The sequence below is a fragment of the Luteimonas salinilitoris genome (assembly GCF_041300785.1).
In the GTDB taxonomy this organism is placed as follows: Bacteria; Pseudomonadota; Gammaproteobacteria; order Xanthomonadales; family Xanthomonadaceae; genus Luteimonas; species Luteimonas salinilitoris.
Window position 1 is genome coordinate 53,849 of record NZ_JBFWIB010000007.1, and the last position, 25,395, is coordinate 79,243.

A 25,395-nucleotide genomic window follows, 5' to 3' on the forward strand; every position below is an offset into this window, starting at 1 on the left:
TCGCCGCTACCATTTGCGGGTTTTCCACAGCCCGCGGTCGAATTGTCCTGCCCCAGGCCCTGCCGGGGCGCGGGTTCGGCCGCGCTCCCGCCAGCCAACAGCCAGACGCCAACGAGGCATTCGGGGTTCGAAAGTGATGCAAGCCGGTCGTTTCAAGCAATGGGCCCTGGGCCTCGCCACGATGGCGCTGTCCGCGAGCGCGTCCGCGCAGTCCGCCGATCCCCAGCGTTGGCAGCTGAACATGGGACGTGGCGTGACCGCCTCCTCCCAGCACGCCTACGACGCGCACATGTTCGTGCTGTGGGTCTGCGTGGTCATCGGCATCCTGGTGTTCGGCGCCATGGCCTTCGCGATGGTGAAGTTCCGCAAGTCCAAGGGCGCGGTCGCGGCCCAGTTCAGCCACAACACCACCGCCGAGATCATCTGGACCATCGTGCCGATCATCATCCTGGTGGTGATGGCGGTGCCGGCGACCAGCAAGCTGATCGCGATGTACGACACCCGCGAGTCGGAGATGACGGTCAAGGTCACCGGCTACCAATGGATGTGGGAGTACGAGTACCTGGGCGAGGACGTGGCCTTCACCAGCCGGCTGGATCGCGACAGCGACCGCCTGCGGCAGAACCCCGCCGCCACCCGCGCCGAGTTCGACGCCCACCCGGCGTACCTGCTCGACGTCGACAACGCGCTGGTGCTGCCCACCGACACCAAGATCCGTTTCGTGATCACCGCCGACGACGTGATCCACGCCTGGTGGGTGCCGGCCCTGGGCTGGAAGCAGGATGCGATCCCCGGCCTGGTCAACGAGGCCTGGACCGAGATCACCGAGCCGGGCGTGTACCGCGGCCAGTGCGCGGAGTTGTGCGGCAAGGATCATGGCTTCATGCCGATCGTGGTGCGTGCGGTGCCGCGCCACGAGTTCGACGCTTGGCTGGCTGCAGAGAAGGTGAAGAACAACCCCCCGGCGGAGCCGGCGCAGCCGCAGCCGGAAGAACCGGCTGCACCAGCCGAAACGGACGAGACAGCCGCGGCGCCAAGCCCAGAATCCACCGATTCCGCGGTCGCCGCGCCCGCCGCCGGCTGATCCGATCCCACTGAAAGTTTTCCAGGCAGACGTTCATGTCCACGCATACCGCAACCGCCGATCACCACCCGTCCGAGCACGCGCACAAGCAGGGCTTCGTCGAGCGTTGGTTCTTCTCGACCAACCACAAGGACATCGGCACGCTGTACCTGTTGTTCAGCTTCCTGATGTTCATCATCGGCGCCGCGATGAGCGTGGTGATCCGCGCCGAACTCACGGTGCCGGGCCTGCAGCTGGTCGAGCCGATGTTCTTCAACCAGATGACCACCATGCACGCGCTGGTGATGATCTTCGGCGGGGTGATGCCGGCCTTCGTCGGCCTGGCCAACTGGATGATCCCGCTGCAGATCGGAGCGCCGGACATGGCGCTGCCGCGCATGAACAACTGGTCGTTCTGGATCCTGCCGTTCGCCTTCACCATGCTGTTGATGACGTTGTTCATGCCCGGCGGCGGCCCGGCCGGCGGCTGGACCCTCTACCCGCCGCTGTCGCTGCAGGGCGGCAACAGCGTCGCGTTCACGATCTTCGCCATCCACATGATGGGCATCAGCTCGATCATGGGCGCGATCAACGTCATCGCCACCATCCTCAACATGCGCGCGCCCGGCATCGACCTGCTGAAGATGCCCATCTTCTGCTGGTCCTGGCTGATCACGGCGTTCCTGCTGATCGCGGTGATGCCGGTGCTGGCCGGCGCGGTGACCATGCTGCTGACGGACAAGTTCTTCGGCACCAGCTTCTTCTACGCCGCCGGCGGCGGCGACCCGGTGATGTTCCAGCACATCTTCTGGTTCTTCGGCCACCCCGAGGTCTACATCATGATCCTGCCGGCGTTCGGCGTGGTCTCGGAGATCCTGCCGACCTTCAGCCGCAAGCCGCTGTTCGGCTACCAGGCGATGGTGTACGCGATCGCGGCGATCGCGTTCCTGTCGTTCATCGTCTGGGCGCACCACATGTTCACCGTCGGCATGCCGCTGGGCGGCGAGATCTACTTCATGTTCGCGACCATGCTGATCGCGATCCCGACCGGCGTGAAGGTGTTCAACTGGGTCAGCACGATGTGGAAGGGTTCGCTCACCTTCGAGGCGCCGATGCTGTGGTCGATCGCCTTCGTCGTGCTGTTCACCATCGGCGGCTTCTCCGGGCTGATGCTGGCGATCGTGCCGGCGGACTTCCAATATCACGACACCTACTTCGTGGTCGCGCACTTCCACTACGTGCTGGTCACCGGCGCGCTGTTCGGCATCATCGCCGCGGTGTACTACTGGTGGCCGAAGTGGTCGGGGCGGATGTACAGCCAGGGCTGGGCGCAGTTCCACTTCTGGTGGAGCGTGGTGTTCGTCAACCTGCTGTTCTTCCCGCAGCACTTCCTCGGACTGGCCGGCATGCCGCGCCGCATTCCGGACTACAACGTGGTGTTCGCCGACTGGAACCTGATCAGCTCGATCGGCGCGTTCGGCATGTTCGCCACCCCGTTCATGATGTTCGCGATCCTCTATCACTCGCTCAAGCGCGGCGAGCCGGCGCCGGCGCGTGCGTGGGAAGCGGCCCGCGGCCTGGAGTGGACGGTGCCTTCGCCGGCTCCGCACCACACCTTCAGCACGCCGCCGGTGATCCGCGACGGCGACCTGGCGCACGGCGATTTCGAGCATCTCGACTACGACGACACCAGTACGCACCTCGACACCGCGGGCCACAGCAATGACCGCGAAGCGTGACGACCGGCCGCACGCGAGCGATCCGCGGGTCGCCGCGGGACGGCGGCGCGCGCGGCGCACCGCGCTGATCGTCGCCGTGATCGCGGTCGCGATCTACGCCGCCTTCATCCTGTCCGGAGTGGCGACCCGATGAGCGCGCGCAAGCCCGACGTGCTCAAGCTGGTCGGCATCGCGGTGGCCGCGTTCGCGTTCACCTTCTCGCTGGTGCCGATGTACCGGATCGCCTGCGAGAAGGTGTTCGGCATCCGCCTGGACAACACCGCCGCCGAGGTGCCCGCGAACGCGCCGGCATCGGTGCCCGGACGCGTGGTCACGGTGGAGTTCGACGGCAGCGTCAACTCGAAGCTGCCGTGGTCGTTCCATCCCAACCAGACCCGGATGCAGGTGCGCGTGGGCGAGCAGTACGAGACCACCTACTACGCGCACAACGACAGCGCCATGGCGATCGTCGGCAGCGCCACGCCGTCGGTGGCGCCCGCACGCGCATCCGGCTATTTCCAGAAGACCGAGTGCTTCTGCTTTACCGCCCAGACGCTGGACGCCGGCGAGACCCGCGACATGCCGGTCCGCTTCATCATCGACCCGGCGCTGCCGCCCGAGATCAACACCGTCACCCTGTCCTACACTTTCTTCAAGAACGACTTCGCCACCGAGCGCCTGTCGCAGGCGGCGCCGACCGCCGCGTTGCTGGCGGCGCGCCGATCCAACCCTCACTGATCCAACCCACCCTCACGCAGTCCCCGAACCGGAATCCGAGCCATGGCCCAAGCACACGCCCAGCAACAGCACGACACGAACCTCTATTTCGTGCCGCACGGCAGCCGGTGGCCGGTGTTCGCCTCGGTCGCCCTGTTCGTCGCCATGTTCGGCCTGGCGAGCTGGTTCAACGACGTCAGCTGGGGCCGGACCGTGTTCTTCATCGGCGTCGCCGGGCTGGCGGCGATCCTGTTCAAGTGGTTCGCCGACGTGATCCTCGAATCGGTCTCGGGCTACTACAACAAGCAGGTCGACACCTCGTTCCGGATGGGGATGGTGTGGTTCATCTTCTCCGAGGTGATGTTCTTCGCCGCGTTCTTCGGCGCGTTGTTCTATGCCCGCCAGTACGCGCTGCCCTGGCTGGGCGGCGAGGGCGTGAAGGGCGTGGCGACCAATACCTACCTATGGGAAGGCTTCAGCGCAGCCTGGCCGACCAGCGGCCCGGGCGAGATCGGCGGCACCTTCCAGACCATCCCGGCCTGGGGTCTGCCGCTGATGAATACCCTGATCCTGCTGACCTCGGGCGTGACCGTCACCATCGCGCACCATGCGCTCAAGGCCGGCCAGCGCACGCGCCTGCTGCTGTTCCTGGGCCTGACCGTGCTGCTCGGCGGCCTGTTCCTGTTCTTCCAGGCCGAGGAATACATCCACGCCTACCGCGAGCTCAACCTGACCCTGGGCTCGGGGATCTACGGCTCGACGTTCTTCATGCTGACCGGCTTCCACGGCGCGCACGTCACCCTCGGCACGATCATGCTGCTGGTGATCTGGTTCCGCTGCCTCAAGGGCCATTTCACCAAGGAGAACCACTTCGCCTTCGAGGCGGTGGCCTGGTACTGGCACTTCGTCGACGTGGTGTGGCTGGGGCTATTCCTGTTCGTCTACGTGTTGTAAGGCGGGGATTCGAGAGTAGGGATTCGGGATTCGTCGAGCGAAAATCCCGGCGTCCTTGGCAGAAAAGCGACGCATGCCGTCGCTCTTTGCTTTTGCCAATCCCGAATCTCCAATCTCGAATCCCGTCGGCGGCGTTAGCCGCCTACGCCATGCGGCTCGATCCAGCCCATCCAGATCGCCAGGATCACCAGCAGGATCAGCGCCACCGACAGGCCGATGCGCTTGGTCAACGCGTTCACCGTGCGCTTGGTCTCGCCCTTGTCGACCAGCATGTAGTACAGGCCCGCGCCGAGGTTCCAGAGGATGAGTATCAGGAAGGCGACGACCAGCAGGGTTTTCAGCGAATCGCTCATGGCGGTCTCCGGCGCGCGGTTGTGCGAACGCGCATTATTATCGCAGTTGCGCGGTAAACCGGCGTGACCCGAACCCGGACCTTGCTGTTCGGCTGGGCCATGGCGCTTGCCGGCATCGCGCTGTTCGCCGCGCTCGGCAGCTGGCAACTCGGGCGCCAGCAGCAGAAACAGGCGCTGCTGGACGCGGCGGCGCGCACGCTGCAGCAGCGCGACGCGCGGCCGTTGGCCGTCGCTGCCGATCCCGCCGCCGCGCGCGACTACGACTGGGCCGCGGGGCAGGGCCGCTACCCGGACCTGCCGCCGGTGTTGCTCGACAACCAGCAGCGCGGCGGCCGTCCCGGCGTGCGCGTGTACCGCGTGTTCGTGCCGGATGCGGGCGATCCGCTGCTGGTGGATCTGGGCTGGCTGCCGCTGCCTCCGGACCGCGACATGCCACCGATCGCACCGTCGCCGGCGGACACGCACGTCCGCGGCCTGCTGGCCCCGCCGCCGTCGGCCGGGATCGCTGCAGCCGCGTTGCAGCCGCAGTCCGATGGCACCCTGCTGGCGATCGCGCTCGATCCCGCCGCGATCGCCGACGCGCTCGGGCTGCCGGCGCTGGCGCCGCGGGTGCTGCGGCTCGACCCCGACCTGCCCGTCGGCTACGCGCGCGATCTCGACGTGCTGCCGAACACGCTGCCGCCCGAGCGGCATCTCGGCTACGCCGTGCAGTGGTACGGCCTCGCGCTCGCGGTGCTGGTCACCGCGCTGGTCCTCACCTTCCGCCGTCGCAGGCGACATCCGAACAGCACGCCATGAACGCTCCCATATCCGACCGCCCCGATCGCCAGCGCAACCGCAACCGCGGCTTGCTGATCCTGATCGTGGTGATCTTTCTCGGCAGCGCCGTCGTCGCCGGCGTGCTGCGGTTTTCCGGCTGGCGCCCGGAGGGCACGCGCAACCACGGTGAACTGCTGCGGCCGCCGGGCGACCTGCGCGAGGTGGTGCCACGGCTGCGCGACGGCGACGCGTACCACTGGCAACCGATCGAACGCCAGTGGCGGATCGCCGTGGCGCCGCCGGCGGACTGCGGCGAACCCTGCGTGACGCTGTCGACGCAGCTCGACACCGTGTGGCAGCTGTTCGGACGCGAGGCCGACCGCGTGCATATCCTGTGGATCGGCGAGTTGCCGGAGGCCGCCGTGCGCAACACGGCGTTGCGCGAGCTGGTGCCCGACCCGGCGCTGCGCGCGGGCCTGCCGCGCGTCGACGATCCCGCCGGCGTGCCGGTGTACGTGATCGATCCGAACGGGTTCGTGATTCTGCGCTACGCTCCCGGCTTCGATCCGGGCCACCTGCGCAGCGACATGGCCCGACTGCTGAAACTCAGGTGATGAGCAGACTGTCGCCGACCGTCTACAAGCACTTCCACCGCATCGCCTGGTTCGCGGTGGCGCTGACGCTGTGCGTGGTGGTGTTCGGCGCGTTCGTGCGGCTGTCCGACGCCGGCCTGAGCTGTCCCGACTGGCCGACCTGCTACGGGCGCGCCGCCTGGCCGCAGGCGCCGGAAGAGGTCAGCGATCACGCCGCCAGCCAGATCCGCCCGCTGCAGGCGCACAAGGCCTGGCGCGAGCAGGTGCACCGCCACATCGCCGCCGCGCTCGGCGTGCTGGTGCTGGTGCTGGCGCTGCTGGCAGCGCGCCGGCGCCGCCATGGAATCGCCCAGATCGTCGGCGCCTCGCTGCTGGTGGCGGGCGCGATTCCGGCCTACATGGCCGGGCATCACGGCGTCGCGCTGGGGCTGGCCGGGCTGGGCGAGGCGATCCTGTTGTTCGCGGCGATGCGCTGGTCCAATCTCGATCTCGCCCGCGCGGCCGCGTTGACGCTGGCGGTGATCGTGTTCCAGGCGCTGCTCGGCAAATGGACGGTGACGCTGCTGCTCAAGCCGGTCATCGTCATGGGTCACCTGCTCGGCGGCCTGCTGACCTTCTCGCTGCTGACCTGGATGGCCTGGCGCGCGACCGACATGCCGATCCGGCTGGCCGGTGCGATCGCGTTGCGGCGCTGGCTGATCGCCGGCGTGACGCTGCTGGCGCTGCAGGTCGCGCTCGGCGGCTGGGTCAGCGCCAACTACGCGGCGCTGGCCTGCGGCGGCGGCGGCTGGGTGACCGACAGCGCGCACTGGAACGACTTTCCCCGGTGCGTCGGGCAGTGGTGGCCGCGCAGCGATTTCCGCGAGGGCTTCGTGCTCTGGCGCGGCCTCGGCGCCGATTACGAGGGCGGCGTGCTCGGCGGCGAGGCGCGGATCGCCATCCAGATGGCGCACCGGATGATGGCCGTGGTGGTCTTCGCCGCCCTGATGTGGATCGCGGCCCGGCTGCTGCGCACGCCCGGCCTGCGTGGCTGGGGCGGCATGCTGGGCGGGCTGGCCGTCGGCCAGGTGCTGCTGGGCATCCTCAACGTCAAGCTGTCGCTGCCGCTGTCGGTGGCGGTGCTGCACAACGCCGGCGCCGCGCTGTTGCTGTTCGTGCTGGTGTCGCTGCTGGCGCGGCTCGAGGAGCCGGCGTGAGCGCGCCACGTCGCTTCCATCGTAGAGCGGAGCTTGCTCCGCTGCGCCGGGCTCCGGAGCGGAAGGCAGCGGAGCAAGCTCCGCTCTACGTGGGACGGGCGCATCGGGCGGGGAGGCGGCGCTAGCATGCCGAGCATCGCCCACGAATACTGGAGCCTGACCAAGCCGCGCGTGGTGGCGCTGATCGTGTTCACCGCGCTGGTCGGCATGTTCCTGGCGGTGCCGGGCCTGCCGCCGCTGCGGCCGGTGCTGTTCGGGCTGCTCGGGGTCTGGCTGGCCGCGGCCTCGGCCGCCGCGATCAACCATCTCATCGACCAGCGCATCGACAAGCTGATGACGCGCACCGCGCACCGGCCGCTGGCCACCGGCACGCTCAAACCGATGCAGGTGCTGGTATTCGCGGTGCTGCTGGGCACGGCGGCCATGGCGATCCTGATCCTGCTGGTCAACCCGCTCACCGCCGGGCTCACCTTCGCCTCGCTGATCGGCTACGCCGTCGTCTACACCGGCTATCTCAAGCGCGCCACCCCGCAGAACATCGTCATCGGCGGCATCGCCGGCGCGGCGCCGCCGGCGCTCGGCTGGGCCGCGATCACCGGCACCCTCGACCCGCATGCGCTGCTGCTGGTGCTGATCATCTTCGTCTGGACGCCGCCGCACTTCTGGGCGCTGGCGATCTTCCGCCGCGCCGACTACGCGCGCGCGCTGATCCCGATGCTGCCGGTCACCCACGGCGTCACCTACACCCGCTGGCAGATCCTGTTCTACACCGTACTGCTGCTGCTGGCCACATTGCTGCCTTGGGTCACCGGCATGAGCGGCGTGTTCTATCTCGGCGGCGCACTGGTGCTGGGCGGCATGTTCCTCTGGTACGCATGGCGGCTGCTCGATCCGCCGGACGAGTTCTTCGCCATGCGCGTGTTCAATTATTCGGTGGTCTACCTGATGGCGCTGTTCGCGTTCCTGCTGGTCGATCATTGGCTGCAGCCGTGGCTGGCGTCCGCGCCGCTGCTGGAGTTCCGGCAGATCGGCTGACGACGGGCCGCCGGTGTACGCCGGTCGGAAGTGCGGCCTGCGACGTCGGCGGCGGGATGGTCAATCCGTCGCGCCCGTCCCGTGGTCGAGCAGGAACCGCTGCCAGAACAGCACCGCCGCGGCGCCGAAGTAGTCGCTGTTGGACTTCTTCGCGAAGCCGTGGCCCTCGTCGTCGAACATCAGGAACCACACCGGCTGGCCGTTGTTCCGCACCGCCTCGACGATCTGCTCGGCCTCGGTATACGGCACCCGCGGGTCGTTGCGGCCCTGGGCGACGAACAGCGGCGCGGCGATGCGGCCGGCGTTGCTCAGCGGCGAGATCCGCTCGAAGTGCGCCGCCATTTCCGGATCGCGCTCGTCGCCGTACTCGGCCCGGCGCAGGTCGCGGCGGTAGTCCTCGGTGTTCTTCAGGAACGTGCCGAAGTGCGAGATGCCGACGATGTCGATGCCGGCGCGGATGCGGTCGCTGTAGTGCATCAGCGAGGCCAGCACCATGTAGCCGCCGTAGCTGCCGCCGTACACGCCGACACGCTCGCCGTCGAGCTCCGGCTGCTGCGCGATCCAGTCCAGCAGCGCGCCGATGTCCTTCACCGAGTCCTCGCGCCGCATGCCGTTGTCGAGCTGCAGGTAGGTCTTGCCGTAGCCGGAGGAGCCGCGCACGTTGGGCACCAGCACCGCCACGCCGAGCTCGTTGGCGAGGAACTGGAAGGTCGGGTTGAAGGTCGGCAGCGCCTGGCCTTCCGGGCCGCCGTGGATGCTGACGACCACCGGGTACTTTCCGCCAGGCGCCGGCGCCTTCGGCGTGTAGTAGAACGCGGGGATGGTGCGCGGCCGGCCGTCGACGGCGTCGAAGGTGGGATAGCGGATCAGCGTCGGCGCGACGAAGGCGTCGCTGTCCAGGCCGCCGACCTCGCTGCGGGTCCAGCGTGCGAGCCCGCCGCCCGCCAGGTCGATCACGTAGACGTCGCTGGGCGAGGTGGCGGTGTTGAGGGTCAGCGCCAGGCGCCGGCCGTCGGGCGAGAAGCTGGCGCCGCCGAACACGCCGACCGGCAGTTCCGGCAGCGCGGCCGGCGTCAGCCCGGGCAGGCGCAGCAGGTGCAACCGGGCGATGCCGTCCTCGTTGGTGGCGTAGACCAGGTGGCGCCCGTCGTCGGAGACCTCGAAACCGCTCACGTCCCACGGGATATGGCCGCTGAGGATCTTCGGCGCGCCGCTGCCGGGCGCGTGGTAGCGCAATGTGCGGAACTCCTGCGGCTCGCCGTCGATCGGCTCGTCGGAGACGTAGAACACGCCGTCGCCGTCCGGCGCATAGCGGAAGCCGCCGAATCCGGCCTTGCCGCCGTCGACCGGGAACATTCGCAGCTCGCCGCTGGCCAGGTCGACCTCGCCGGGATACCACTCATTGATCGAGACGTACCGGGTGACCAGCATGCGGCCGCCGTCGGGCGAGAAGTCCTCTGCGCCCCAGTTGCCGCCCTCGGTGACCACCGGGCGCGCCTGCCGGGAGGCGAAATCCATCACCCAGACGTCGGTATCGGTGCCGTTGCGCGCGGTGCTGCTGTAGGCGAGCCGCCCGCCATCGTGCGAGAACAGCGGCTCCTCGTTGCGGCTGCGCTTGCCGTCGGTCAGCAATGTGCTCTCGCGCGTCGCCAGGTCGTACCAGAACAGCTGCCAGAACTCGTCGCCGCCGACGTCCTTGCTGTAGACGAAGCCGTCGAGCCCCGAGCCCGCCGGCGCGGTGTCGCCGATGCCGATGCGCTCCGCCTCGAAGGTCAGCTGCTCGCGCATGCCCAGCGGCTCGCACACCCGGTGTGCCTGGGTGGTCTCGGCGAAACGGGTGCCGACCAGCAGGCAGCCGTCGCGGGTCCAGCCGGCGACGCTCGCGCCGCGGGTGTTCTGGTACCGGTTGAGGCGTTGCAGCAGCTCGGCCGGGATCTCCGGCACGTTCTCGGTGACGCGGTTGCCGCGTTCCTCGCGAACGACGGCCTGCGAGGATGCGTCGCCGGTCTGGGCGAGCGCAGGCACGCAAGCCAGGGCAAGGATCGGGGCCAGGAGGGCGGTGCGTGGCATCGGCATTCCCCTAATGTCGGAAACGCGAGCTTAGCGCGAAGAAAGGCATGCGCGCGATGCCGCGCCAGGCAACCCTTTCCGCCGCAGTGAAGCATGGGCCGTCGCCACGGGCGGTGTCAGTGAATAGCTCGCACCTCGAGCCAACGGGTGAGGTGTTGGTCCATCGTGAAGAGCTTGGCTATTGATTGGCACCGCCCATGGCGACGGGCCTTGTCTCGTCGTAACGGAGAAGGCTGCCTGGCGCGGCATCGCGAACCGTGGCGCGCTCCTGGAGGAAACGCGGATGGCCGCTCGCGGGATCGGATCAGATGCGCTTGCCGGGCGCCTGCTGCAGGTCGCGCAATTCGGCCTTCTCCTGGTCGGTGAGGGAGGAGAAGCCGCCCTCGCTCACGCGGGTCTGCAGTTCGTCGATGCGCTGCTGCAGGGTCTGGCGGTCGAGCTGGGCGATCGCGCCGACGAATTCGTCGCGCCAGCCGGCCTCCTCGCCCGGCATCGACTGGGCGGCGAGCTTCTGCAGCGCCTCGGCTTCCTCGCGTTCCTCGAAATGCTCCAGCAGCGAGCCGGTGGTGATCCCCGGGCGCGCGTGCACCAGTGCGATCAGCTCGGTCAACAGGGTGATGCCGGGCTGGCGCAACGCGGTGAAGCGGTAGGAGTCGGGCAGTTCCAGCGCCAGCGCCGGACGCTGCAGCAGCAGGCTGATGGCGGCCCGCACCAGGCTGCGCTTGGGCGCGGGCACCATGGATGCGCCACGGCGCACGCGATGCGTGGGCACGTGCGTCTGCGGCGCGCTGCCGCGGGCGCCGACGCCGGTGAGTTCGGTCAGCCGCTGGCGCATCAGGTCGGCGAAGGCGCCGTCGGGGATCTGCGCCAGCATCGGCTGGGCGCGTTCGGCCAGTCGCGCCTTGCCGTCCAGCGTGCCGAGGTTGACGTCGGCGCCGAGGCTGTCGAACAGGAACCGCGACAGCGGCACCGCCTCGCGCAGGCGCGCGTCGATGCCGGCGGCGCCCTCGGCGCGCACCAGCGAATCGGGATCCTCGCCGTCCGGCAGGAACAGGAAGAACGCCTGGCGGCCGTCGCGCATGCGCGGCAGCACCGACTCCATCGCGCGGGTGGCGGCGCGGCGGCCCGCGGCGTCGCCGTCGAAGCAGAAATACACGTCCGGCGCATTGCGGAACAGCAGCTCGGCGTGGTCGGGCGTGGTCGCGGTGCCGAGCGTGGCCACCGCCTGGGCGATGCCGTGCTGGAACAGCGCGATCACGTCCATGTAGCCTTCCACCACGATCAGTCGCGCGATCTTCTGGTTGGCCTGCCGCACCTGCCACAGGCCATACAGTTCGCGGCCCTTGTGGAACAGCGCGGTCTCGGGCGAGTTGAGGTACTTGGGGCCGTCGGACTTGTCCAGCACGCGGCCACCAAAAGCGATGGTGCGGCCGCGGCGGTCGGCGATCGGGAACATCACCCGGTCACGGAACTTGTCGTAGCTGTGGCCGCGGTCGTTCTTCGACAGCAGCCCGGCACGCTCGAGCAGCCCGAGCCGGCGCTCGTCGCTGCCGAGCGCATCCTTCAGGGCGGAGAATCCGTCCGGGGCGTAGCCGATCCCGAACTGCTCGCGCAGGGCGTCGTCGACGCCGCGTCCGTCCAGGTAGGCGCGCGCCTTGGCGTTGGCGGCCAGCTGCTTGCGGAAGAAACCGGCGGCGGCATCCAGCGCGTTGAACAGCGCCTGGGTGTCGCCGTCCTGGTTGCGCTGCTGCGTCTCGCGCGGTATCTCCATGCCGGTGCTGCGCGCCAGTTCCTCGACCGCATCGAGGAACTCCATGCGGTCGTAGTTCATCAGGAAGCTGATCGCGCTGCCGTGCGCACCGCAGCCGAAGCAGTGATAGAACTGCTTGGTCGGCGAGACCGTGAACGAGGGCGAGCGCTCGTCATGGAACGGGCAGCAGGCGGCGTATTCCTTGCCCTGGCGCTTGAGCGGCACGCGCGCGCCGATCACCTCGACGATGTCGGTGCGGGCGAGCAGGTCATCGATGAACGCGTCGGGGATGCGGGCCATGGCTGCGCTAGGATGCCACGCCGCTGCCCGCGATTACGGCGTTCGTGGTCCCGGCGGCACCGCATCGGGCTCCGGGGCCTGGTCGCGGCTGCCGGCCGCGGAATCGGCACGCTCGTGCGCGCGATCGTCGATCACGGAGGTGATCAGCGCGCCGACGAAGAACACCATCGCCGCGTAGTACATCCATACCAGCAGCACCACCAGCGTGCCCATCGAGCCGTAGGCGCTGCCGGGCGCGGCGCGGCTGATGTACAGGCCGATCCCCCAGCGGCCGAGCACGAACAGCCCGGCGGTGATCAGGCCGCCGAGCAGCGCCCGGCGCCAGCCGACGCGGCGGTCCGGCAGGTAGTGGTAGAGCAGGGCGAAGGCGAGCGCGTACAGCGCGAATGCGCTGGCGTTGCCGAGCGCCGGCAGCAGCGACGGCACGCCGGAGAAGAGTAGATCCAGCACCGTGGACAGCAGGGTCGAGACCAGCACCAGGAAGCCCAGCGCGAGCACCACGCCGAACGAGAAGATCCGCTTGCGCAGCCAGGCCAGCAGCGCCAGGCGCCTGGCGTTGGTATGGAAGATCAGGTTCAGCGTCTTCTGCAGCCGGGCGAACACCACGGTCGCGCCGAGCAGCAGCAGCAGCGTGCCCCACAGCCCGGCCAGCGAACCCAGGTCGGGCCGCTGCCGCGCATTGTCGATGACCGTGCCCACGACCTTCTCGGCGCTGGTGCCGGCAAGCTCGCCGACCTGTGCGAGCAGCGCCTCCTGCGCCGAGGGATAGAGCAGCGAGGTCAGCCACAGCAGCAGCACCAGCAGCGGCGCCAGCGAGATCAGGGTGAAGAACGACAGCGACGCCGCATGGGCGAGCAGGTCGATCTCGACGAAGCGCCGTACCACCGCGGCCGGCAGGCTGTCCTGGAGCTTGCGCACCAGGGGTTGGAACGGGTCGAGCGACGGGTGCATGGCATTCAGCATGCCAGAGCGGCGTTGGCGATGCGTGACCGTGTCCAGCCCGTTGGCATGTACGGCACCGGCATGGGAGCGGCGCATGCTGTCACGGGCGTCGCGACTTCCCGGCAGCGGCATGCCGCTGCCACTCCCACATGGGCTGGGCCACCGTGACGCATGCGGAACCGGCGTGGCGCGTGCTACAGCGTGGAATCGCCCGTGGCGAGCCGGTGCAGCGCTTCGCCGTCGACGCGCTGGACGGTCCAGCCGTCCATGCCCACCGCGCCGAGTGCGCGGTAGAAGCGGATCGCCGGTGCGTTCCAGTCCAGCACCGACCACTCGAAGCGACCGCAGCCGCGTTCGAGCGCGAGCTTCGCCAGGTGCGTCATCAGCCGCCGGCCGATGCCGTAGCCGCGGAAGCCGGGGCGGACGTAGAGATCCTCGAGATACAGCCCGGGACGGCCGAGGAATGTGGAGAAATTGTGGAAGAACAGCGCGAAGCCGGCGGGCGCGCCATCGACCTCGGCGATCACCACCTCCGCGCCGGGACGCGCGCCGAACAGGCTCTCGGCCAGGGTCGCCTCGTCGGCGACCACCTCGTGCGCCAGGCGCTCGTACTCGCCCAGTTCGCGGATGAAGGCGAGGATCTGCGGCACGTCCGCGCGCGTTGCGGCGCGCAGCACGATGCCGGAAGGCGCGGACACGGACATCGCCGCGCGTCAGCCGGCGAGTTTCTGCTTCGCCAGCCGCGAGACCTCGCCCATGTCGGCCCGCCCGGCCAGCTTCGGCTTCAGCGCGCCCATCAGCCGGCCCATGTCGGCCGGGCCGGGGGCGCCGCCGTTCTCATCGGACAATTCGCGGATGGCGTCATCGATCGCCGCCAGGATCGCGGCCTCGTCCAGCTTCGCCGGAAGGTAGCGCTCGATCACCGCGATCTCGGCGCGCTCCACCGCTGCCAGGTCCTCGCGATCGGCGGCCTCGTACTGCGCCACCGAATCCCTGCGCTGCTTGACCATCTTGTCCATCACCGCGATCACCGCGGCATCGTCGAGCTCGATGCGCTCGTCGACTTCCTTCTGCTTGATCGCGGCGTTGATCAGCCGGATCACGCCGAGCGAGGCCTTGTCGCCGGACTTCATCGCGGCCTTCATGTCGTCGGTGAGGGTCTGCTTCAGGGTCATGGGTAAGAGCCGGGATTGGGGATTGGGGATTCGGGATTGGCAAAGGCGGGGTGACTTTTCGGTTTCGGGGAGATTGCTCTAACGAATCCCCAATCACGAATCTCCAATCCCCGCCCCAACACAAAAAGCCGGCGACGCTCGCGCGTGCCGGCTTCTCGCTGGAGTACGGTCGCTCCGCGCGTTCGGCGCGGGGCGGGACTCAGTACAGGCGCTGACGCTTGGTGACGTCGCGCGAGGCGCGGCGGGCCTGGCGCTTGACGGCGGCCGCGGCCTTGCGCTTGCGCTCCTGGGTCGGCTTCTCGTAGTACTCGCGCTTGCGCGTTTCGGCCAGCACGCCGGCCTTCTCGCAGGTGCGCTTGAAGCGGCGGAGGGCAAACTCGAACGGCTCGTTTTCGCGAACTTTGACGCTTGGCATGGAATCTCCGGGACGGTATCTCCGCCGGGCAGGGCACGGCGAGCCGCGTATGATAGCCGCCGTGGCCCCGTGCCCGCAAGCCACGGCGGGCGTCGCGGGTGAATTCCCGTCCTCGGATCCCCATTCTCCGCCCCATGCGCGTCCTCGGCATCGAAACCTCCTGCGACGAGACCGGCGTCGCCGTCTACGACACGGCGCTGGCGGGCGCGGCCGGGCTGCGCGCGCAGGCGGTCTACAGTCAGATCGCCCTGCACGCCGAATACGGCGGGGTGGTGCCGGAGCTGGCCAGCCGCGACCACGTCCGCAAGCTGCTGCCGCTGATCCGCCAGACCCTGGCCGAGGCCGGGCTGGCGGTCGCCGACATCGACGGCGTCGCCTACACCGCCGGCCCCGGCCTGGCCGGCGCGCTGCTGGTCGGCGCCGGGGTGGCGCGGTCGCTGGCCTGGGCGCTGGACGTGCCCGCGCTCGGCGTGCACCACATGGAAGGCCACCTGCTGGCGCCGCTGATCGAGGACCCCGATCCCGTTCACGGCCGGCCCGAGCCGCCGTTCGTGGCGCTGCTGGTCTCCGGCGGCCACACCCAGCTGGTCGCGGTCGAGGCCATCGGCCGCTACCGCCTGCTCGGCGAGACCCTGGACGATGCCGCCGGCGAGGCCTTCGACAAGACCGCCAAGCTGATGGGCCTGCCGTATCCGGGGGGTCCGCAGCTGGCGGCGCTGGCGGAGCAGGGCCAACCGGGCGCGTACCGCTTCCCGCGGCCGATGACCAACCGGCCCGGGCTGGATTTCAGCTTCAGCGGGCTCAAGACCCAGGTGCTGCTGGCCTGGCGGGACAGCGACCAGAGCGAACGGACGCGGGCCGACATCGCGCGCGGCTTCGAGGACGCGGTGGTCGAGACCCTGGCGATCAAGTGCGAGCGCGCGCTGGACGCGGCCGCCGGCGAGGTGCTGGTGGTCGCCGGCGGCGTCGGCGCCAACCGCCGCCTGCGCGCGCGCCTGCAGGCGATGGCGGCCGCCCGCGGCGGCCGCGTCTGCTTCCCGCGGCCCGAACTGTGCACCGACAACGGCGCCATGATCGCCTTCGCCGGCGCCCTGCGGCTCGCCGCCGGCCAGCGCGACGACGCGACGGTGCGGGCGCTGCCGCGCTGGGACATGGCGAGCCTGCCGCCGCTGGCGGCGGCAGGCCGGGAATCGGGAATGGGAAATCGGGAATCGTAAAACGCGCTCCTGCCTTTGCTCTTACCATTCCCCATTCCCGATTCCCGATTCCCGGCCCTCATGGACAAAGTCTTCATAGAAGCGCTCGAAATCGAGACCGTCATCGGCATCTACGACTGGGAGCGGCGCATCCGCCAGCCGCTGCTGTTCGACCTCGAGATGGGATTCGACAACCGCGTTCCGGCGGCCAGCGACGACATCGCCGACACCCTGAACTACAAGGCGGTCAGCAAGCGCCTGATCGAGTACGTGTCGCAGTCCGAATTCGGGCTGGTGGAGACGCTGGCCGAACGCTGCGCGCAGATCGTGCTCGACGAGTTCGGCGTCGACTGGCTGCGGTTGAAGCTGAGCAAGCCCGGCGCGGTGCGCGGGGCACGTGCGGTCGGCGTGATCATCGAGCGCGGCCGCGCGGATTGACGATGCGGCGTGTCACGGTGCCCTGTTAACCTGTCCGCATGCAACGTCTGATCGATGCCATTCCCGCCCTGGCGGGCGTGCCCTACGCCGATACCCTGCTCGGCCTGCTGGCCCTGATCCTCGGCGCCGCGCTCGCCAACTGGATCGTTCGCGGGGTATTGCTGCGGATCGTGCGCCGCGTGGTGCAGGCCTCGTCGATGCACTGGGACGACGCGCTGCTGGCGCGCGGCGTGCTGTCGCGGCTGGCGCACGTGGTCCCGGCGCTGGTGATCTCGTCCGGCATCGCCCTCGTGCCCGACCTGCCGGAGGCGGCGGTGCTGGTGGTGCGCAACGTCGCCCGCGCCTATGTGGTGCTGACGGTGGCGTTGGCGCTCGGCAACCTGTTCAACGCGCTTGGCGACCTGTACGCCCGCGACGCCGCGCGCGCGCGCGCGCGGCCGATCAAGGGTTACCTGCAGGTCGCCAAGCTGGTGGTGTTCCTGATCGCCGCGGTACTGGCGATCGCCGCGCTGATCGACCGTTCGCCGCTGATCCTGCTGTCCGGCCTCGGCGCGATGACCGCGGTGCTGCTGCTGGTGTTCAAGGACACCATCCTCTCGCTGGTGGCCAGCGTGCAGCTGTCGGGCAACGACATGCTGCGCGTGGGCGACTGGATCGAGATGCCGGCGTTGGACGCCGACGGCGACGTGATCGACATCGCGCTCAACACGGTGAAGGTGCAGAACTGGGACAAGACCATCACCACCATCCCGACCTACCGGCTGATCAGCGAGTCGTTCAAGAACTGGCGCGGCATGGAGGAGTCTGGCGGGCGCCGGATCAAGCGCGCGCTGCTGATCGACCAGTCGTCGGTGCGGTTCCTGGAACCCGCCGAGCGCGACGCGCTGCGCCGGATCGCGCTGATCGACGGCTATCTCGACGCCAAGCGCCGCGAGCTGGAGGAATGGAACGCGCAGCTGGAGGCCGCCGGCAAGGATCCGGTCAACACCCGCCGGGTGACCAATCTCGGCACCTTCCGCGCCTACGTGGAGGCCTACCTGCGCGCACACCCGCAGGTCCGCCAGGACATGACCCTGATGGTGCGCCAGCTCGAGCCGGGCGCCACCGGCGTTCCGCTGCAGGTGTACTGCTTCACCGCAACCACCGCATGGACCGTGTACGAGGGCATCCAGTCGGACATCTTCGACCATCTGCTGGCGGTGCTGCCCGAGTTCGGCCTGCGGCTGTTCCAGGCGCCGGGTGGCGCCGACGTGGCTGCGGCGCTGGCACGGCGGCAAGGGCACGGCACGCAGCCGGACGTCGCCTGAGGTGGGCCGTGCCTGCCTGAGCCTGGGCGGCAATCTCGAACCGGAACGGCACCTGCGGGCGGCGATCGCCGCGCTGGAAGCCAGGTTTCCCGGCGCGCTCGTGTCGCGAATCTACCGCGCCCGCGCGGTCGGCTTCGACGGCGCCGATTTCCTCAACGCCGCGGCGGTGATCGACAGCGACCTGGACGCGTATGCGCTCGATGCCTGGCTGCACGCGCTGGAGGACGCGCACGGCCGCGACCGCAGCGGCCCGCGCTTCGGCGACCGCACGCTGGACCTCGACCTGGTGCTCTACGACGACCTGGTGCTGGATGGTCCGGGCCATTTACGACTGCCGCGGCCGGAGCTGCGCCACGCCTTCGTGCTGCGGCCGCTGGCCGAGATCGCGCCGGAGATCGTCGAGCCGCTGAGCCGGCGCACCCTGGCCGAGCTGTGGGCCGGATCGCCCGAGCGCGACACGCCGATGACGCCGGTCGCCCTGTAGGAGCGCGCCATGCGCGCGATGCCGCGCCAGGCAGCCCTTTCGCCGCGATGAGAAACGGGCCGTCGCCACGGCTGTCGCCAATGAATAGCCCACACCTCAAGCCATCGGGTGACGTGTTGGTCCATCGGGATGGGCTTGGCTATTGATTGGTACCGCCCGTGGCGACGGGCCTTGTCTCGCCGCAACGGAGAAGGCTGCTTGGCGCGGCATCGCGCACATGGCGCGCTCCCACCGATTGGAGGAGATAGTCGCAATGGCGGTCACAGCGGCCGCGGTGCCGGCGTCCAGTGACTTCCGGCGCTTGTGGCCGTCATCCGGTGGCGGCAGGATGTGTCTGTCGTCCACGGGGAGGTGTACGCATGTTCGAGAAATTTTCGCGCAGCTGGGCGCTGGTCAAGGCCAGCGCGGCAGTGCTGCGCTCCGACAAGGAGCTGATGCTGTTTCCGGTCATCTCCGGGGCCGCCACCCTGGTGGTCCTGGCCACGTTCCTGATCCCGATGTCGCTGCTCGGGGTGTTCGCGGAAGGGTTCGGCGCCGGTTCGGTGGTGTTCGGCTTCCTGTTCTATTTCTGCCAGTACAGCGTGATGATCTTCTGCAACAGCGCGCTGGTGGCGGCGGCGATGATCCGCCTGGACGGCGGCGATCCCACGCTGTCCGACGGCTTCGATGCCGCCAAGCGGCGGTTGCCGGCGATCCTCGGCTATGCCGCGATCGCCGCCACCGTCGGCGTGCTGCTGCAGTCGCTGAAGAACCGCGACGGCAACTTCATCGTGCGCCTGATCGGCAGCGGCCTGGGCGCGGCCTGGACCCTGGCGACCTTCCTGGTGGTGCCGGTGCTGGTCAGCCGCGACGTCGGGCCGATCGATGCGTTGAAGCAGAGCATGTCGCTGCTCAAGCGCACCTGGGGCGAGAACGCGATCGGCAACATCGGCATCGGCGCGGCGTTCGGGCTGATCACGTTCGGCACCGTGCTGCTCGGCATCGCCCTGACGGTGCTGGCACTGCAGGCCTGGCTGGGCCTGGCGATCCTGGTGGGCGGGCTGTTCCTGGTCGCGGTGCTGCTGCTGGGGGTGTTCCAGGCGGCGCTGAGCGGCGTGTACTCGGCGGTGCTGTACCGCTACGCGGTCTCGCACGACGCGCCCGAGGCGTTCCGCGGCCTGCAGCTCGAGCACGCGTTCGACAAGCGTTGATCGCCTTCGCGTAGAGCCGAGCTTGCTCGGCTGCGCGGGCTCCGGAGCCGAGTCTCGTAGAGCCGAGCTTGCTCGGCTGCATGGGCTCCGGAGCCGAGCCTTGTAGAGCCGAGCTTGCTCGGCTAGTAGGCTCCGGAGCCGAGAGCAGCGGAGCAAGCTCCGCTCTACGGCCTCACCGGCGCATCATTCACACCGCCCGTGGCGACGGGCCTGACTTCGCCGCATCGGAGAGATCTGCCTGGCGCGGTTACCCGGAGATCAGGCGCCCGCCGTCGACGGCGATCACCTGGCCGGTGACGTAGCCGGCATCGCGCAGCAGCCAGGCCACGGTGCCGGCGATCTCCTCGGGCGTGCCGGTGCGCGCCAGCGGCGTGCGCGCCAGCATCCGCTGCTTGCGGGCTTCGTCGGTCTCGTCGTCGCCCCACAGGATCGCGCCGGGGGCGACCGCGTTCACCCGAACGTCCGGCGCCAGTTCCAGCGCCAGCGCCTTGGTCGCCATCGCCAGCGCGGCCTTGGCCATGCAATACAGCGCGTGCCCGGGGCGCGGCCGTTCGGCGTAGATGTCGGTCATGTTGACGATCGCGCCACGCGTCGCCTTCAGGTGCGGCGCCGCCGCCTGGGCGAGGAAGAACGGCGCGCGCGCGTTGCTGGCGAACAGCATGTCCCACTGCGCCGGCGTCGCCTTCCCGAGCGGTGTGGCGAAATAGGCCGAGGCGTTGTTGACCAGCGCGTCGAGGCGGCCGAAGCGGCCGACGGTGGCGGCGATCATTTCCGGCAGGCGGTCGAATTCGCCCAGTTCCGCCTGCAGTACCAGGGTGCTGCCCGGGCGCGCGGACTCGAGTTCGGCGACCAGCGCGCCGAGCTCGGCCTGCGAGCTGCGATAGTGCAGGGCGAGGTCGTAGCCGTCGGCATGCAGCCGGCGTGCGATGGCAGCGCCGAGACGGCGTGCGGCGCCGGTGACGAGGGCGACGGGGCGGCGGTCTGCCATGGCGGATCCGTGTCGGCGATGTTGCGGACACGATAACGTCATTCGCGTGGACCGTCGCCGCGTGCCGGGTACCGATGCCTACAGTGCCGGAGAATGTCCCTGTCGGTCGTGCAGTCGCGCCTTCGGGCGGGGTGGCCTTCAAGTCGCTCCCCGATACTCGCTTGGTTGAAGGCCACCCTGAAGGCCACCCCGAAGGCTCCCATGTATCGCCGGCGCCCAGGAAAGATCCTTCACCGCTCCGGATGGCCTGGCGTTTCCTTGCGTTTCCGGACTGCGGCTGTCCAGGCGCCCGTGCAAGCGACGTCAGCATTGGCCATCGGCTGTGCTTCCCCTTCGAAGAAGGGGTTGAGCGCCCGCGCCGCTGGCGCGGGCCGGGAATCGCAAAGCGATTTGCTCTGGCTTTGGCTCGGCCGCCCCAGCAAATTCCCCAGCCCCCTTTTTCAAAGGGATGCATGCGCACTTTACCTACTATGGCTTGAGGAGAGGCATCGGGGTCCGTGATGGCAGATCCATGCCGTCCCCGATCGGGGAGTCACCGACACGCGACGAAGCTTGCAGGGGGCGGGGGATCCGATCCAACCAAGCGAGTATCGGGGAGCGACTTGGACCGGATCCTCCGCCCCGCATCCGCGGCATCCAAAAAATGCTTTCCGTAAACTGGCGACCGAAAAGCCAGGAGCCCGCATGCCCATCCCTGCCCCGGAAGCCGATGCACTCGCGCACAGCGAGCGCCTGCAGGCGCTGATCCGCGAACAGATCGCCCAGGCCGGCGGCGCGATCCCGTTCTCGCGCTTCATGGAGCTGGCGCTCTATGCGCCCGGCCTGGGCTACTACAGCGCCGGCGCGACCAAGTTCGGCGCCGCCGGCGACTTCGTCACCGCGCCCGAGCTCGGATCGCTGTTCGCCGAATGCGTGGCCGAGGCGGTGGCGCCGGTCCTGCGGCAGCTCGGCGCCGCTGCGGAGTTCGTCGAGATCGGCGGTGGCAGCGGCCGTTTCGCCGAGGATGCGATCAAGCGGCTGCTGGCGATCGATGCCATGCCTGCACGCTACGCCATCCTCGAACCCAGCGCCGATCTGTGCGAACGCCAGCGCACGCACCTGCAGCAATGCCTATCGCCGGCGGCGTTCGCGCGGGTCGCGTGGTTGGACGGGCCGCCGCAGGCGCGCTGGAACGGCGTGCTGTTCGCCAACGAGGTCATCGACGCGCTGCCGACGCCGCGCTTCACCCTGCACGGGGGCGAGGTCTTCGAGGAACACGTCGCGCTGGACGACGACGGCGGTTTCATCCGCGCCGACCGGCCTGCCGATGCGCTCCTCGCCGCCGCGGTGCGCCATGTCGAGCGCCAGCTCGACGCTCCGTTCGCCGACGGTTACCGCTCCGAACTGCTACCGCAGCTGCCGTACTGGCTGCAGGCGGTGATCGGCGGTCTCGACCGCGGCGCGCTGCTGTTCGTCGACTACGGCCATCCGCGCCGCGCGTATTACCGGCCGCAGCGGGAAGACGGCACCCTGCGCGCGTTCCACCGCCACCAACTCGTCGACGACGTACTCGCGCGCCCGGGACTTCAGGATCTCACCGCATCGGTCGACTTCACCGCCCTGGCCGAGGCCGGCACCGGCGCCGGGTTCGACTTCGCCGGCTACTGTACGCAGGCGAGTTTCCTGCTCGGCAACGGCCTGCCGGGGCTGCTGGCCGAGCACGAAGGACGCGCCAGCGACGAGGCCGGCCGCTATGCGCTGCGTCAGCAGGTCAAGACCCTGACCCTGCCCGACGCCATGGGCGAGCGCTTCCAGGCGATGGGCTTCGCGCGCGAGGTCGCGTTCGACCACGCCTTCCTCGCCGGCGACCTGAGCGACCGGTTGTGAGCCGGCTGCGCCTGGGACGCGCGCTGAAGCCGTTCCGCCGGCCGCGGCTGTGGGCCGGACTGTGGTGCGCTGCGATCGCGATCGTGGTGGTGCTCTCGCTGGCGCCGCCGCCGCCGATGCCGCCGGTGCAAAGCGGTGACAAGCTCGGACACCTCATCGCGTACTTCGTGCTTGCCGCCGGCGCGGTGCAGCTTTATGCGCGCTGGCCGTCGCTGCTGGGCGCGGGAATCGGGCTGGTGCTGCTGGGCGTCGGGTTGGAGTACGCCCAGGGCGCACTGACCGAGACCCGGCAGATGGAGCGCGCCGATGCGCTGGCAAACACGCTGGGCGTCGTTGCGGGGCTGGCGGTGCGGCTGACGCCGTGGCGGGATGGGCTGCTCCACCTCGATCGAGGCCGGACCCGCGACGCGTAGGAGCGCGCCATGCGCGCGATACCGGCGTCGCCGGACGCGCGGTGAACCGGCACCATGTGGACTTCGCGCCTATGAGGCGCTCCTACAGCCGCAAAAGGCGCCTACCGGGGGACCAGCCGGACTTCGTCCAGCACCCACATCGTTGGCCGCGTATCGCCGGTGAAGGTGATGCACAGGTCCTGCGTGCCCGCCTGTTCCGGCAGCGCCGCATCCAGGACGACGAAGCCATCGGCATCGGGGTGTTCCGGCAACGGCGCGCTGGCCAGGAGCTCGCCGTCGCAACCGGCGTGGATCTCCAGCTCGCCGTGCGCGGCCTTCGGCGTGCGGAACCTGCGGTTGGATTCGTCGCGATGCAGCTGGAAGTAATAGGGGATGCGGCCGGCGCGGACCTGCACCGCGGCGATGCCGTCCAGGTCGGTGCCGTCCCATTGCCAGCAGGGATTGAAGATGTCGACGTTGAACAGCGCGCGGTCGCCGTCGGCGGGGCCGTCGTCCTCCAGCCGCAACATCAACGCGCCGGTGCACATCTTCAGCGCCTCGTCGGAGCGGCGCAGCAGCGAGGTGCCGTCGAAGCGTTGCACGCTGGTGTCGGCCAAGGCCTCTCCGCCGATGAAGACCCGCGCGCGCACTTCGGCCGGCAGCCCCAGCGCCAGCGGCGCTTCGTACGACGGCGACTCCGCGGTCGGATCGCCGCCGTCGGTGGTATAGCGGATGCCGTCATAGCCGAGCGCGTTCGACAGCGTCACCATGGCGGTGCCCGCGTCGCGGTCCGCGGTTTCGGCGGTCATGCGCACCTCGAACGGTGTCTGCGCGTAGGCGATGCCGAGCGCGCGGTAGCGCCGCAGCTGCGCTGGCAGCCGGGTCAGGAAGTCGTCGTAGTCGCGCTTGTCCGCGGGCGACCAGCCGGTCTCGGCCAATGCCGCGAGCCGCGGGAAGATCGCGTGCTGCACGCGGGCGTAATCGCGCATGTGCTCGGTCCAGGCGTTGGCCTGCACGCCGAGCACGTGGCGTGCCTGCACGGCGTCGAGCGCCTCGGGAACCGGTTCGAACGTGTAGACCTGCCGCAGCGGAATGGTCGCGGGACGTCCCGGCGGCTCGTTCGGCGATTCGGTCTGCAGGTAGTCCAGGTAGAGGTCGGACGAGGGTGACATCACCACGTCGTGGCCCTGGCGCGCGGCCTCGATGCCGCCTTCGATGCCGCGCCACGACATCACCGTCGCGTCGGCCGGCAGCCCGCCCTCGAGGATCTCGTCCCAGCCGATCAGCCTGCGGCCGTGGCCGGACAGGAAGCGTTCGATGCGGGCGATGAAATACGCCTGCAGCTGCGTCTCGTCCGCCACGCCGAGCGCGCGCATGCGCGCCTGCACCCGCGGCGATGCCTGCCACTGGTCCTTGACCGCCTCGTCGCCGCCGACGTGCATGTACGCGGACGGGAACAGCTCCAGCACCTCGGCCAGCACGTTCTCGAGGAACTCGAACGTGCCCTCCTCGACGTTGAACAGATAGGTATGGATGCCCCATTCGTTGGACACCGCGGTCTCGCCCGTCACCGTACCCAGCTCCGGGTAAGCCGCCACCGCGGCCTGCGCGTGGCCGGGCATGTCGATCTCCGGCACCACGGTGATGTGGCGCTCGGCCGCGTAGGCGACGATCTCGCGGATCTGCGCCTGGGTGTAGTGACCGCAGTACGGGCGGGCTCGCCCGGTGGCCGGATCGGTGCCGGCGTCGCCGGCCGGGATACGGCAGCCGCCGACCTCCGTCAGGCGCGGATAGCGCTTGATCTCGATGCGCCAGCCCTGGTCGTCGGTCAGGTGCCAGTGGAAGACGTTGAGCTTGTGCAGGGCCATCGCATCGAGCAGGTGCTTGATCTCGTCGACCGACTGCATGTGCCGTGCCGAGTCCAGCATCAGCCCGCGCCAGCCGAAGCGCGGCGCATCCTCGATACGCACGGCCGGCAGCCGGCCCTCGGCATCCAGAAGCTGCCAAAGCGTGGTGGCGCCGTGGAACAGGCCGCGTGCGTCGCCCGCGGTGACGCGGACGTTTCGCGGGGAGACTTCCAACGCATAGCTTTCGGGCGATTCGCCTGCTTGGCTGGCATCGATGACGAAGAAAACCCCGCGCTGGCCGGTGTCGATACCGGTTGTCACGTCGAGCGGCAGGGCATGCGTCCTGCCGGCCAGTTCGGCGAACCGCTGCGCCGCGGCCACCGCCGTTTCGTCCGCGGCGAAGACGGGCGTGTCCTGGTCCAGGCCGAATTCCCCGTCGCGCGTGTCCAGCATCGCCGGCAGCGGGACCAGCGAAGGTACCGCGGCCGCCGGGGATTCGCCCTGCGAAGTCGGCGAGCAGCCGAGAAGAGTGGCCATGCACGACGCCATGGCCGCCATGGCGACGCGCCGAACCGAACGATGATCGCGCATGTGTTCACTACTCCGAGGCCTTGCCGGCCTGTAGGGGCGGTCATCCGGCCGCGAGC

24 protein-coding genes and 1 pseudogene are annotated in these 25,395 nt (G+C 69.4%); 16 read left to right on the forward strand and 9 right to left on the reverse strand.

Annotation, left to right across the window (positions count from 1 at the left end; all coding sequences use genetic code 11):
* The first annotated feature begins 136 nt into the window (after positions 1–136).
* From coxB to AB5T46_RS12080, 5 genes and pseudogenes are all read left to right on the forward strand, one after another.
* Positions 137–1,084, forward strand: coding sequence for a cytochrome c oxidase subunit II (coxB, locus tag AB5T46_RS12060; protein ID WP_370564214.1), 948 nt, complete (start codon positions 137–139; stop codon positions 1,082–1,084).
* 35 nt (positions 1,085–1,119) lie between these two features.
* Positions 1,120–2,736: pseudogene (gene ctaD, locus AB5T46_RS12065) on the forward strand (cytochrome c oxidase subunit I); the annotation flags it as partial.
* Between the two features lie 49 nt (positions 2,737–2,785).
* Positions 2,786–2,935, forward strand: a complete 150-nt coding sequence (locus tag AB5T46_RS12070) for a hypothetical protein (RefSeq protein ID WP_370564215.1) — start codon at positions 2,786–2,788, stop codon at positions 2,933–2,935.
* Entirely contained in the window at positions 2,932–3,519 is a 588-nt protein-coding gene (locus tag AB5T46_RS12075; RefSeq protein ID WP_370564216.1) for a cytochrome c oxidase assembly protein, read from the forward strand. The genes AB5T46_RS12070 and AB5T46_RS12075 overlap by 4 nt, the downstream gene beginning before the upstream one ends.
* Before the next feature lie 42 nt (positions 3,520–3,561).
* Entirely contained in the window at positions 3,562–4,452 is an 891-nt protein-coding gene (locus AB5T46_RS12080) for a cytochrome c oxidase subunit 3 (RefSeq protein ID WP_370564218.1), read from the forward strand.
* A 134-nt stretch (positions 4,453–4,586) separates the two neighbouring features.
* Here AB5T46_RS12080 and AB5T46_RS12085 read toward each other — a convergent pair whose 3' ends face one another.
* On the reverse strand, positions 4,587–4,805 hold the full coding sequence (locus AB5T46_RS12085) for a twin transmembrane helix small protein (protein WP_370564219.1): 219 nt from the start codon (positions 4,803–4,805) through the stop codon (positions 4,587–4,589).
* A gap of 99 nt (positions 4,806–4,904) precedes the next feature.
* Between AB5T46_RS12085 and AB5T46_RS12090 the strand changes: the two genes are divergently transcribed.
* From AB5T46_RS12090 to cyoE, 4 genes are all read left to right on the forward strand, one after another.
* Positions 4,905–5,603, forward strand: coding sequence for an SURF1 family protein (locus tag AB5T46_RS12090; RefSeq protein WP_370564345.1), 699 nt, complete (start codon positions 4,905–4,907; stop codon positions 5,601–5,603).
* Complete coding sequence (locus AB5T46_RS12095; RefSeq protein ID WP_370564220.1) at positions 5,600–6,178, forward strand: hypothetical protein; 579 nt, start codon at positions 5,600–5,602, stop codon at positions 6,176–6,178. Before AB5T46_RS12090 ends, AB5T46_RS12095 begins: the two co-directional genes overlap by 4 nt.
* Positions 6,178–7,353, forward strand: coding sequence for a COX15/CtaA family protein (locus AB5T46_RS12100; RefSeq protein WP_370564221.1), 1,176 nt, complete (start codon positions 6,178–6,180; stop codon positions 7,351–7,353). Before AB5T46_RS12095 ends, AB5T46_RS12100 begins: the two co-directional genes overlap by 1 nt.
* Before the next feature lie 126 nt (positions 7,354–7,479).
* Positions 7,480–8,388 (forward strand): heme o synthase, encoded by a 909-nt coding sequence (gene cyoE, locus AB5T46_RS12105; RefSeq protein WP_370564222.1) that lies wholly within the window; start codon positions 7,480–7,482, stop codon positions 8,386–8,388.
* Between the two features lie 60 nt (positions 8,389–8,448).
* On the opposite strand, the gene AB5T46_RS12110 is transcribed toward cyoE, so the two are convergent.
* The 6 genes from AB5T46_RS12110 to rpsU form a co-directional block, all read right to left on the reverse strand.
* A complete protein-coding gene (locus AB5T46_RS12110; RefSeq protein WP_370564223.1) occupies positions 8,449–10,458 on the reverse strand; it encodes a S9 family peptidase in 2,010 nt (669 codons plus the stop codon).
* 304 nt (positions 10,459–10,762) lie between these two features.
* Positions 10,763–12,508 carry a DNA primase gene (gene dnaG, locus AB5T46_RS12115; RefSeq protein WP_370564224.1) on the reverse strand — a complete coding sequence of 582 codons (1,746 nt, stop codon included), beginning with the start codon at positions 12,506–12,508 and terminating at the stop codon, positions 10,763–10,765.
* A gap of 33 nt (positions 12,509–12,541) precedes the next feature.
* Positions 12,542–13,459, reverse strand: coding sequence for a YihY/virulence factor BrkB family protein (locus AB5T46_RS12120; protein ID WP_370564225.1), 918 nt, complete (start codon positions 13,457–13,459; stop codon positions 12,542–12,544).
* 185 nt (positions 13,460–13,644) lie between these two features.
* Complete coding sequence (locus tag AB5T46_RS12125; protein ID WP_459558941.1) at positions 13,645–14,154, reverse strand: GNAT family N-acetyltransferase; 510 nt, start codon at positions 14,152–14,154, stop codon at positions 13,645–13,647.
* A 9-nt stretch (positions 14,155–14,163) separates the two neighbouring features.
* A complete protein-coding gene (locus AB5T46_RS12130; protein WP_370564227.1) occupies positions 14,164–14,625 on the reverse strand; it encodes a GatB/YqeY domain-containing protein in 462 nt (153 codons plus the stop codon).
* A 199-nt stretch (positions 14,626–14,824) separates the two neighbouring features.
* Positions 14,825–15,040: a 30S ribosomal protein S21 gene (gene rpsU / locus AB5T46_RS12135; RefSeq protein WP_111267721.1), complete on the reverse strand. Its 216-nt coding sequence runs from the start codon at positions 15,038–15,040 to the stop codon at positions 14,825–14,827.
* Positions 15,041–15,174: 134 nt separating this feature from the next.
* On the opposite strand from rpsU, the gene tsaD reads away from it, so the two are divergent.
* The 5 genes from tsaD (at position 15,175) to AB5T46_RS12160 (ending at position 19,655) form a co-directional block, all read left to right on the forward strand.
* Complete coding sequence (tsaD, locus tag AB5T46_RS12140) at positions 15,175–16,257, forward strand: tRNA (adenosine(37)-N6)-threonylcarbamoyltransferase complex transferase subunit TsaD (protein WP_370564228.1); 1,083 nt, start codon at positions 15,175–15,177, stop codon at positions 16,255–16,257.
* A gap of 60 nt (positions 16,258–16,317) precedes the next feature.
* Positions 16,318–16,674 carry a dihydroneopterin aldolase gene (folB, locus tag AB5T46_RS12145; RefSeq protein WP_370564229.1) on the forward strand — a complete coding sequence of 119 codons (357 nt, stop codon included), beginning with the start codon at positions 16,318–16,320 and terminating at the stop codon, positions 16,672–16,674.
* 38 nt (positions 16,675–16,712) lie between these two features.
* Positions 16,713–17,981: a mechanosensitive ion channel family protein gene (locus AB5T46_RS12150; RefSeq protein ID WP_370564230.1), complete on the forward strand. Its 1,269-nt coding sequence runs from the start codon at positions 16,713–16,715 to the stop codon at positions 17,979–17,981.
* A 1-nt stretch (position 17,982) separates the two neighbouring features.
* Positions 17,983–18,465 carry a 2-amino-4-hydroxy-6-hydroxymethyldihydropteridine diphosphokinase gene (folK, locus tag AB5T46_RS12155; RefSeq protein ID WP_370564231.1) on the forward strand — a complete coding sequence of 161 codons (483 nt, stop codon included), beginning with the start codon at positions 17,983–17,985 and terminating at the stop codon, positions 18,463–18,465.
* Between the two features lie 359 nt (positions 18,466–18,824).
* Entirely contained in the window at positions 18,825–19,655 is an 831-nt protein-coding gene (locus AB5T46_RS12160) for a DUF6159 family protein (protein ID WP_370564232.1), read from the forward strand.
* Positions 19,656–19,902: 247 nt separating this feature from the next.
* On the opposite strand, the gene AB5T46_RS12165 is transcribed toward AB5T46_RS12160, so the two are convergent.
* Positions 19,903–20,643, reverse strand: a complete 741-nt coding sequence (locus tag AB5T46_RS12165) for a pteridine reductase (protein ID WP_370564233.1) — start codon at positions 20,641–20,643, stop codon at positions 19,903–19,905.
* Between the two features lie 684 nt (positions 20,644–21,327).
* On the opposite strand from AB5T46_RS12165, the gene AB5T46_RS12170 reads away from it, so the two are divergent.
* Together AB5T46_RS12170 and AB5T46_RS12175 are read left to right on the forward strand one after the other, a co-directional pair.
* The gene (locus AB5T46_RS12170) at positions 21,328–22,509 is read left to right on the forward strand and encodes a class I SAM-dependent methyltransferase (RefSeq protein WP_370564234.1); all 1,182 of its coding nucleotides are present in this window, start codon (positions 21,328–21,330) and stop codon (positions 22,507–22,509) included.
* A complete protein-coding gene (locus tag AB5T46_RS12175; protein ID WP_370564235.1) occupies positions 22,506–22,922 on the forward strand; it encodes a VanZ family protein in 417 nt (138 codons plus the stop codon). The genes AB5T46_RS12170 and AB5T46_RS12175 overlap by 4 nt, the downstream gene beginning before the upstream one ends.
* A gap of 101 nt (positions 22,923–23,023) precedes the next feature.
* Here the strand turns inward: AB5T46_RS12175 and AB5T46_RS12180 are convergent, their stop codons facing one another.
* Positions 23,024–25,285 (reverse strand): family 20 glycosylhydrolase, encoded by a 2,262-nt coding sequence (locus AB5T46_RS12180; RefSeq protein ID WP_370564236.1) that lies wholly within the window; start codon positions 25,283–25,285, stop codon positions 23,024–23,026.
* Positions 25,286–25,395 lie beyond the last annotated feature (110 nt).

Bases quoted from the DNA above. Each gene is read 5' to 3' on its own strand.
- coxB (WP_370564214.1), top strand. From the start codon at position 137: ATGCAAGCCGGTCGTTTCAAGCAATGGGCCCTGGGCCTCGCCACGATG.
- AB5T46_RS12080 (WP_370564218.1), top strand. From the start codon at position 3,562: ATGGCCCAAGCACACGCCCAGCAACAGCACGACACGAACCTCTATTTC.
- tsaD (WP_370564228.1), top strand. From the start codon at position 15,175: ATGCGCGTCCTCGGCATCGAAACCTCCTGCGACGAGACCGGCGTCGCC.
- AB5T46_RS12100 (WP_370564221.1), top strand. From the start codon at position 6,178: ATGAGCAGACTGTCGCCGACCGTCTACAAGCACTTCCACCGCATCGCC.
- AB5T46_RS12110 (WP_370564223.1), bottom strand. From the start codon at position 10,458: ATGCCACGCACCGCCCTCCTGGCCCCGATCCTTGCCCTGGCTTGCGTG.
- rpsU (WP_111267721.1), bottom strand. From the start codon at position 15,040: ATGCCAAGCGTCAAAGTTCGCGAAAACGAGCCGTTCGAGTTTGCCCTC.
- AB5T46_RS12170 (WP_370564234.1), top strand. From the start codon at position 21,328: ATGCCCATCCCTGCCCCGGAAGCCGATGCACTCGCGCACAGCGAGCGC.
- AB5T46_RS12180 (WP_370564236.1), bottom strand. From the start codon at position 25,285: ATGGCCACTCTTCTCGGCTGCTCGCCGACTTCGCAGGGCGAATCCCCG.
- AB5T46_RS12085 (WP_370564219.1), bottom strand. From the start codon at position 4,805: ATGAGCGATTCGCTGAAAACCCTGCTGGTCGTCGCCTTCCTGATACTC.
- AB5T46_RS12130 (WP_370564227.1), bottom strand. From the start codon at position 14,625: ATGACCCTGAAGCAGACCCTCACCGACGACATGAAGGCCGCGATGAAG.
- AB5T46_RS12160 (WP_370564232.1), top strand. From the start codon at position 18,825: ATGTTCGAGAAATTTTCGCGCAGCTGGGCGCTGGTCAAGGCCAGCGCG.
- AB5T46_RS12090 (WP_370564345.1), top strand. From the start codon at position 4,905: ATGGCGCTTGCCGGCATCGCGCTGTTCGCCGCGCTCGGCAGCTGGCAA.
- cyoE (WP_370564222.1), top strand. From the start codon at position 7,480: ATGCCGAGCATCGCCCACGAATACTGGAGCCTGACCAAGCCGCGCGTG.
- AB5T46_RS12070 (WP_370564215.1), top strand. From the start codon at position 2,786: ATGACCGCGAAGCGTGACGACCGGCCGCACGCGAGCGATCCGCGGGTC.
- AB5T46_RS12150 (WP_370564230.1), top strand. From the start codon at position 16,713: ATGCAACGTCTGATCGATGCCATTCCCGCCCTGGCGGGCGTGCCCTAC.
- dnaG (WP_370564224.1), bottom strand. From the start codon at position 12,508: ATGGCCCGCATCCCCGACGCGTTCATCGATGACCTGCTCGCCCGCACC.
- AB5T46_RS12165 (WP_370564233.1), bottom strand. From the start codon at position 20,643: ATGGCAGACCGCCGCCCCGTCGCCCTCGTCACCGGCGCCGCACGCCGT.
- AB5T46_RS12120 (WP_370564225.1), bottom strand. From the start codon at position 13,459: ATGCACCCGTCGCTCGACCCGTTCCAACCCCTGGTGCGCAAGCTCCAG.
- AB5T46_RS12125 (WP_459558941.1), bottom strand. From the start codon at position 14,154: ATGTCCGTGTCCGCGCCTTCCGGCATCGTGCTGCGCGCCGCAACGCGC.
- AB5T46_RS12095 (WP_370564220.1), top strand. From the start codon at position 5,600: ATGAACGCTCCCATATCCGACCGCCCCGATCGCCAGCGCAACCGCAAC.
- AB5T46_RS12075 (WP_370564216.1), top strand. From the start codon at position 2,932: ATGAGCGCGCGCAAGCCCGACGTGCTCAAGCTGGTCGGCATCGCGGTG.
- folB (WP_370564229.1), top strand. From the start codon at position 16,318: ATGGACAAAGTCTTCATAGAAGCGCTCGAAATCGAGACCGTCATCGGC.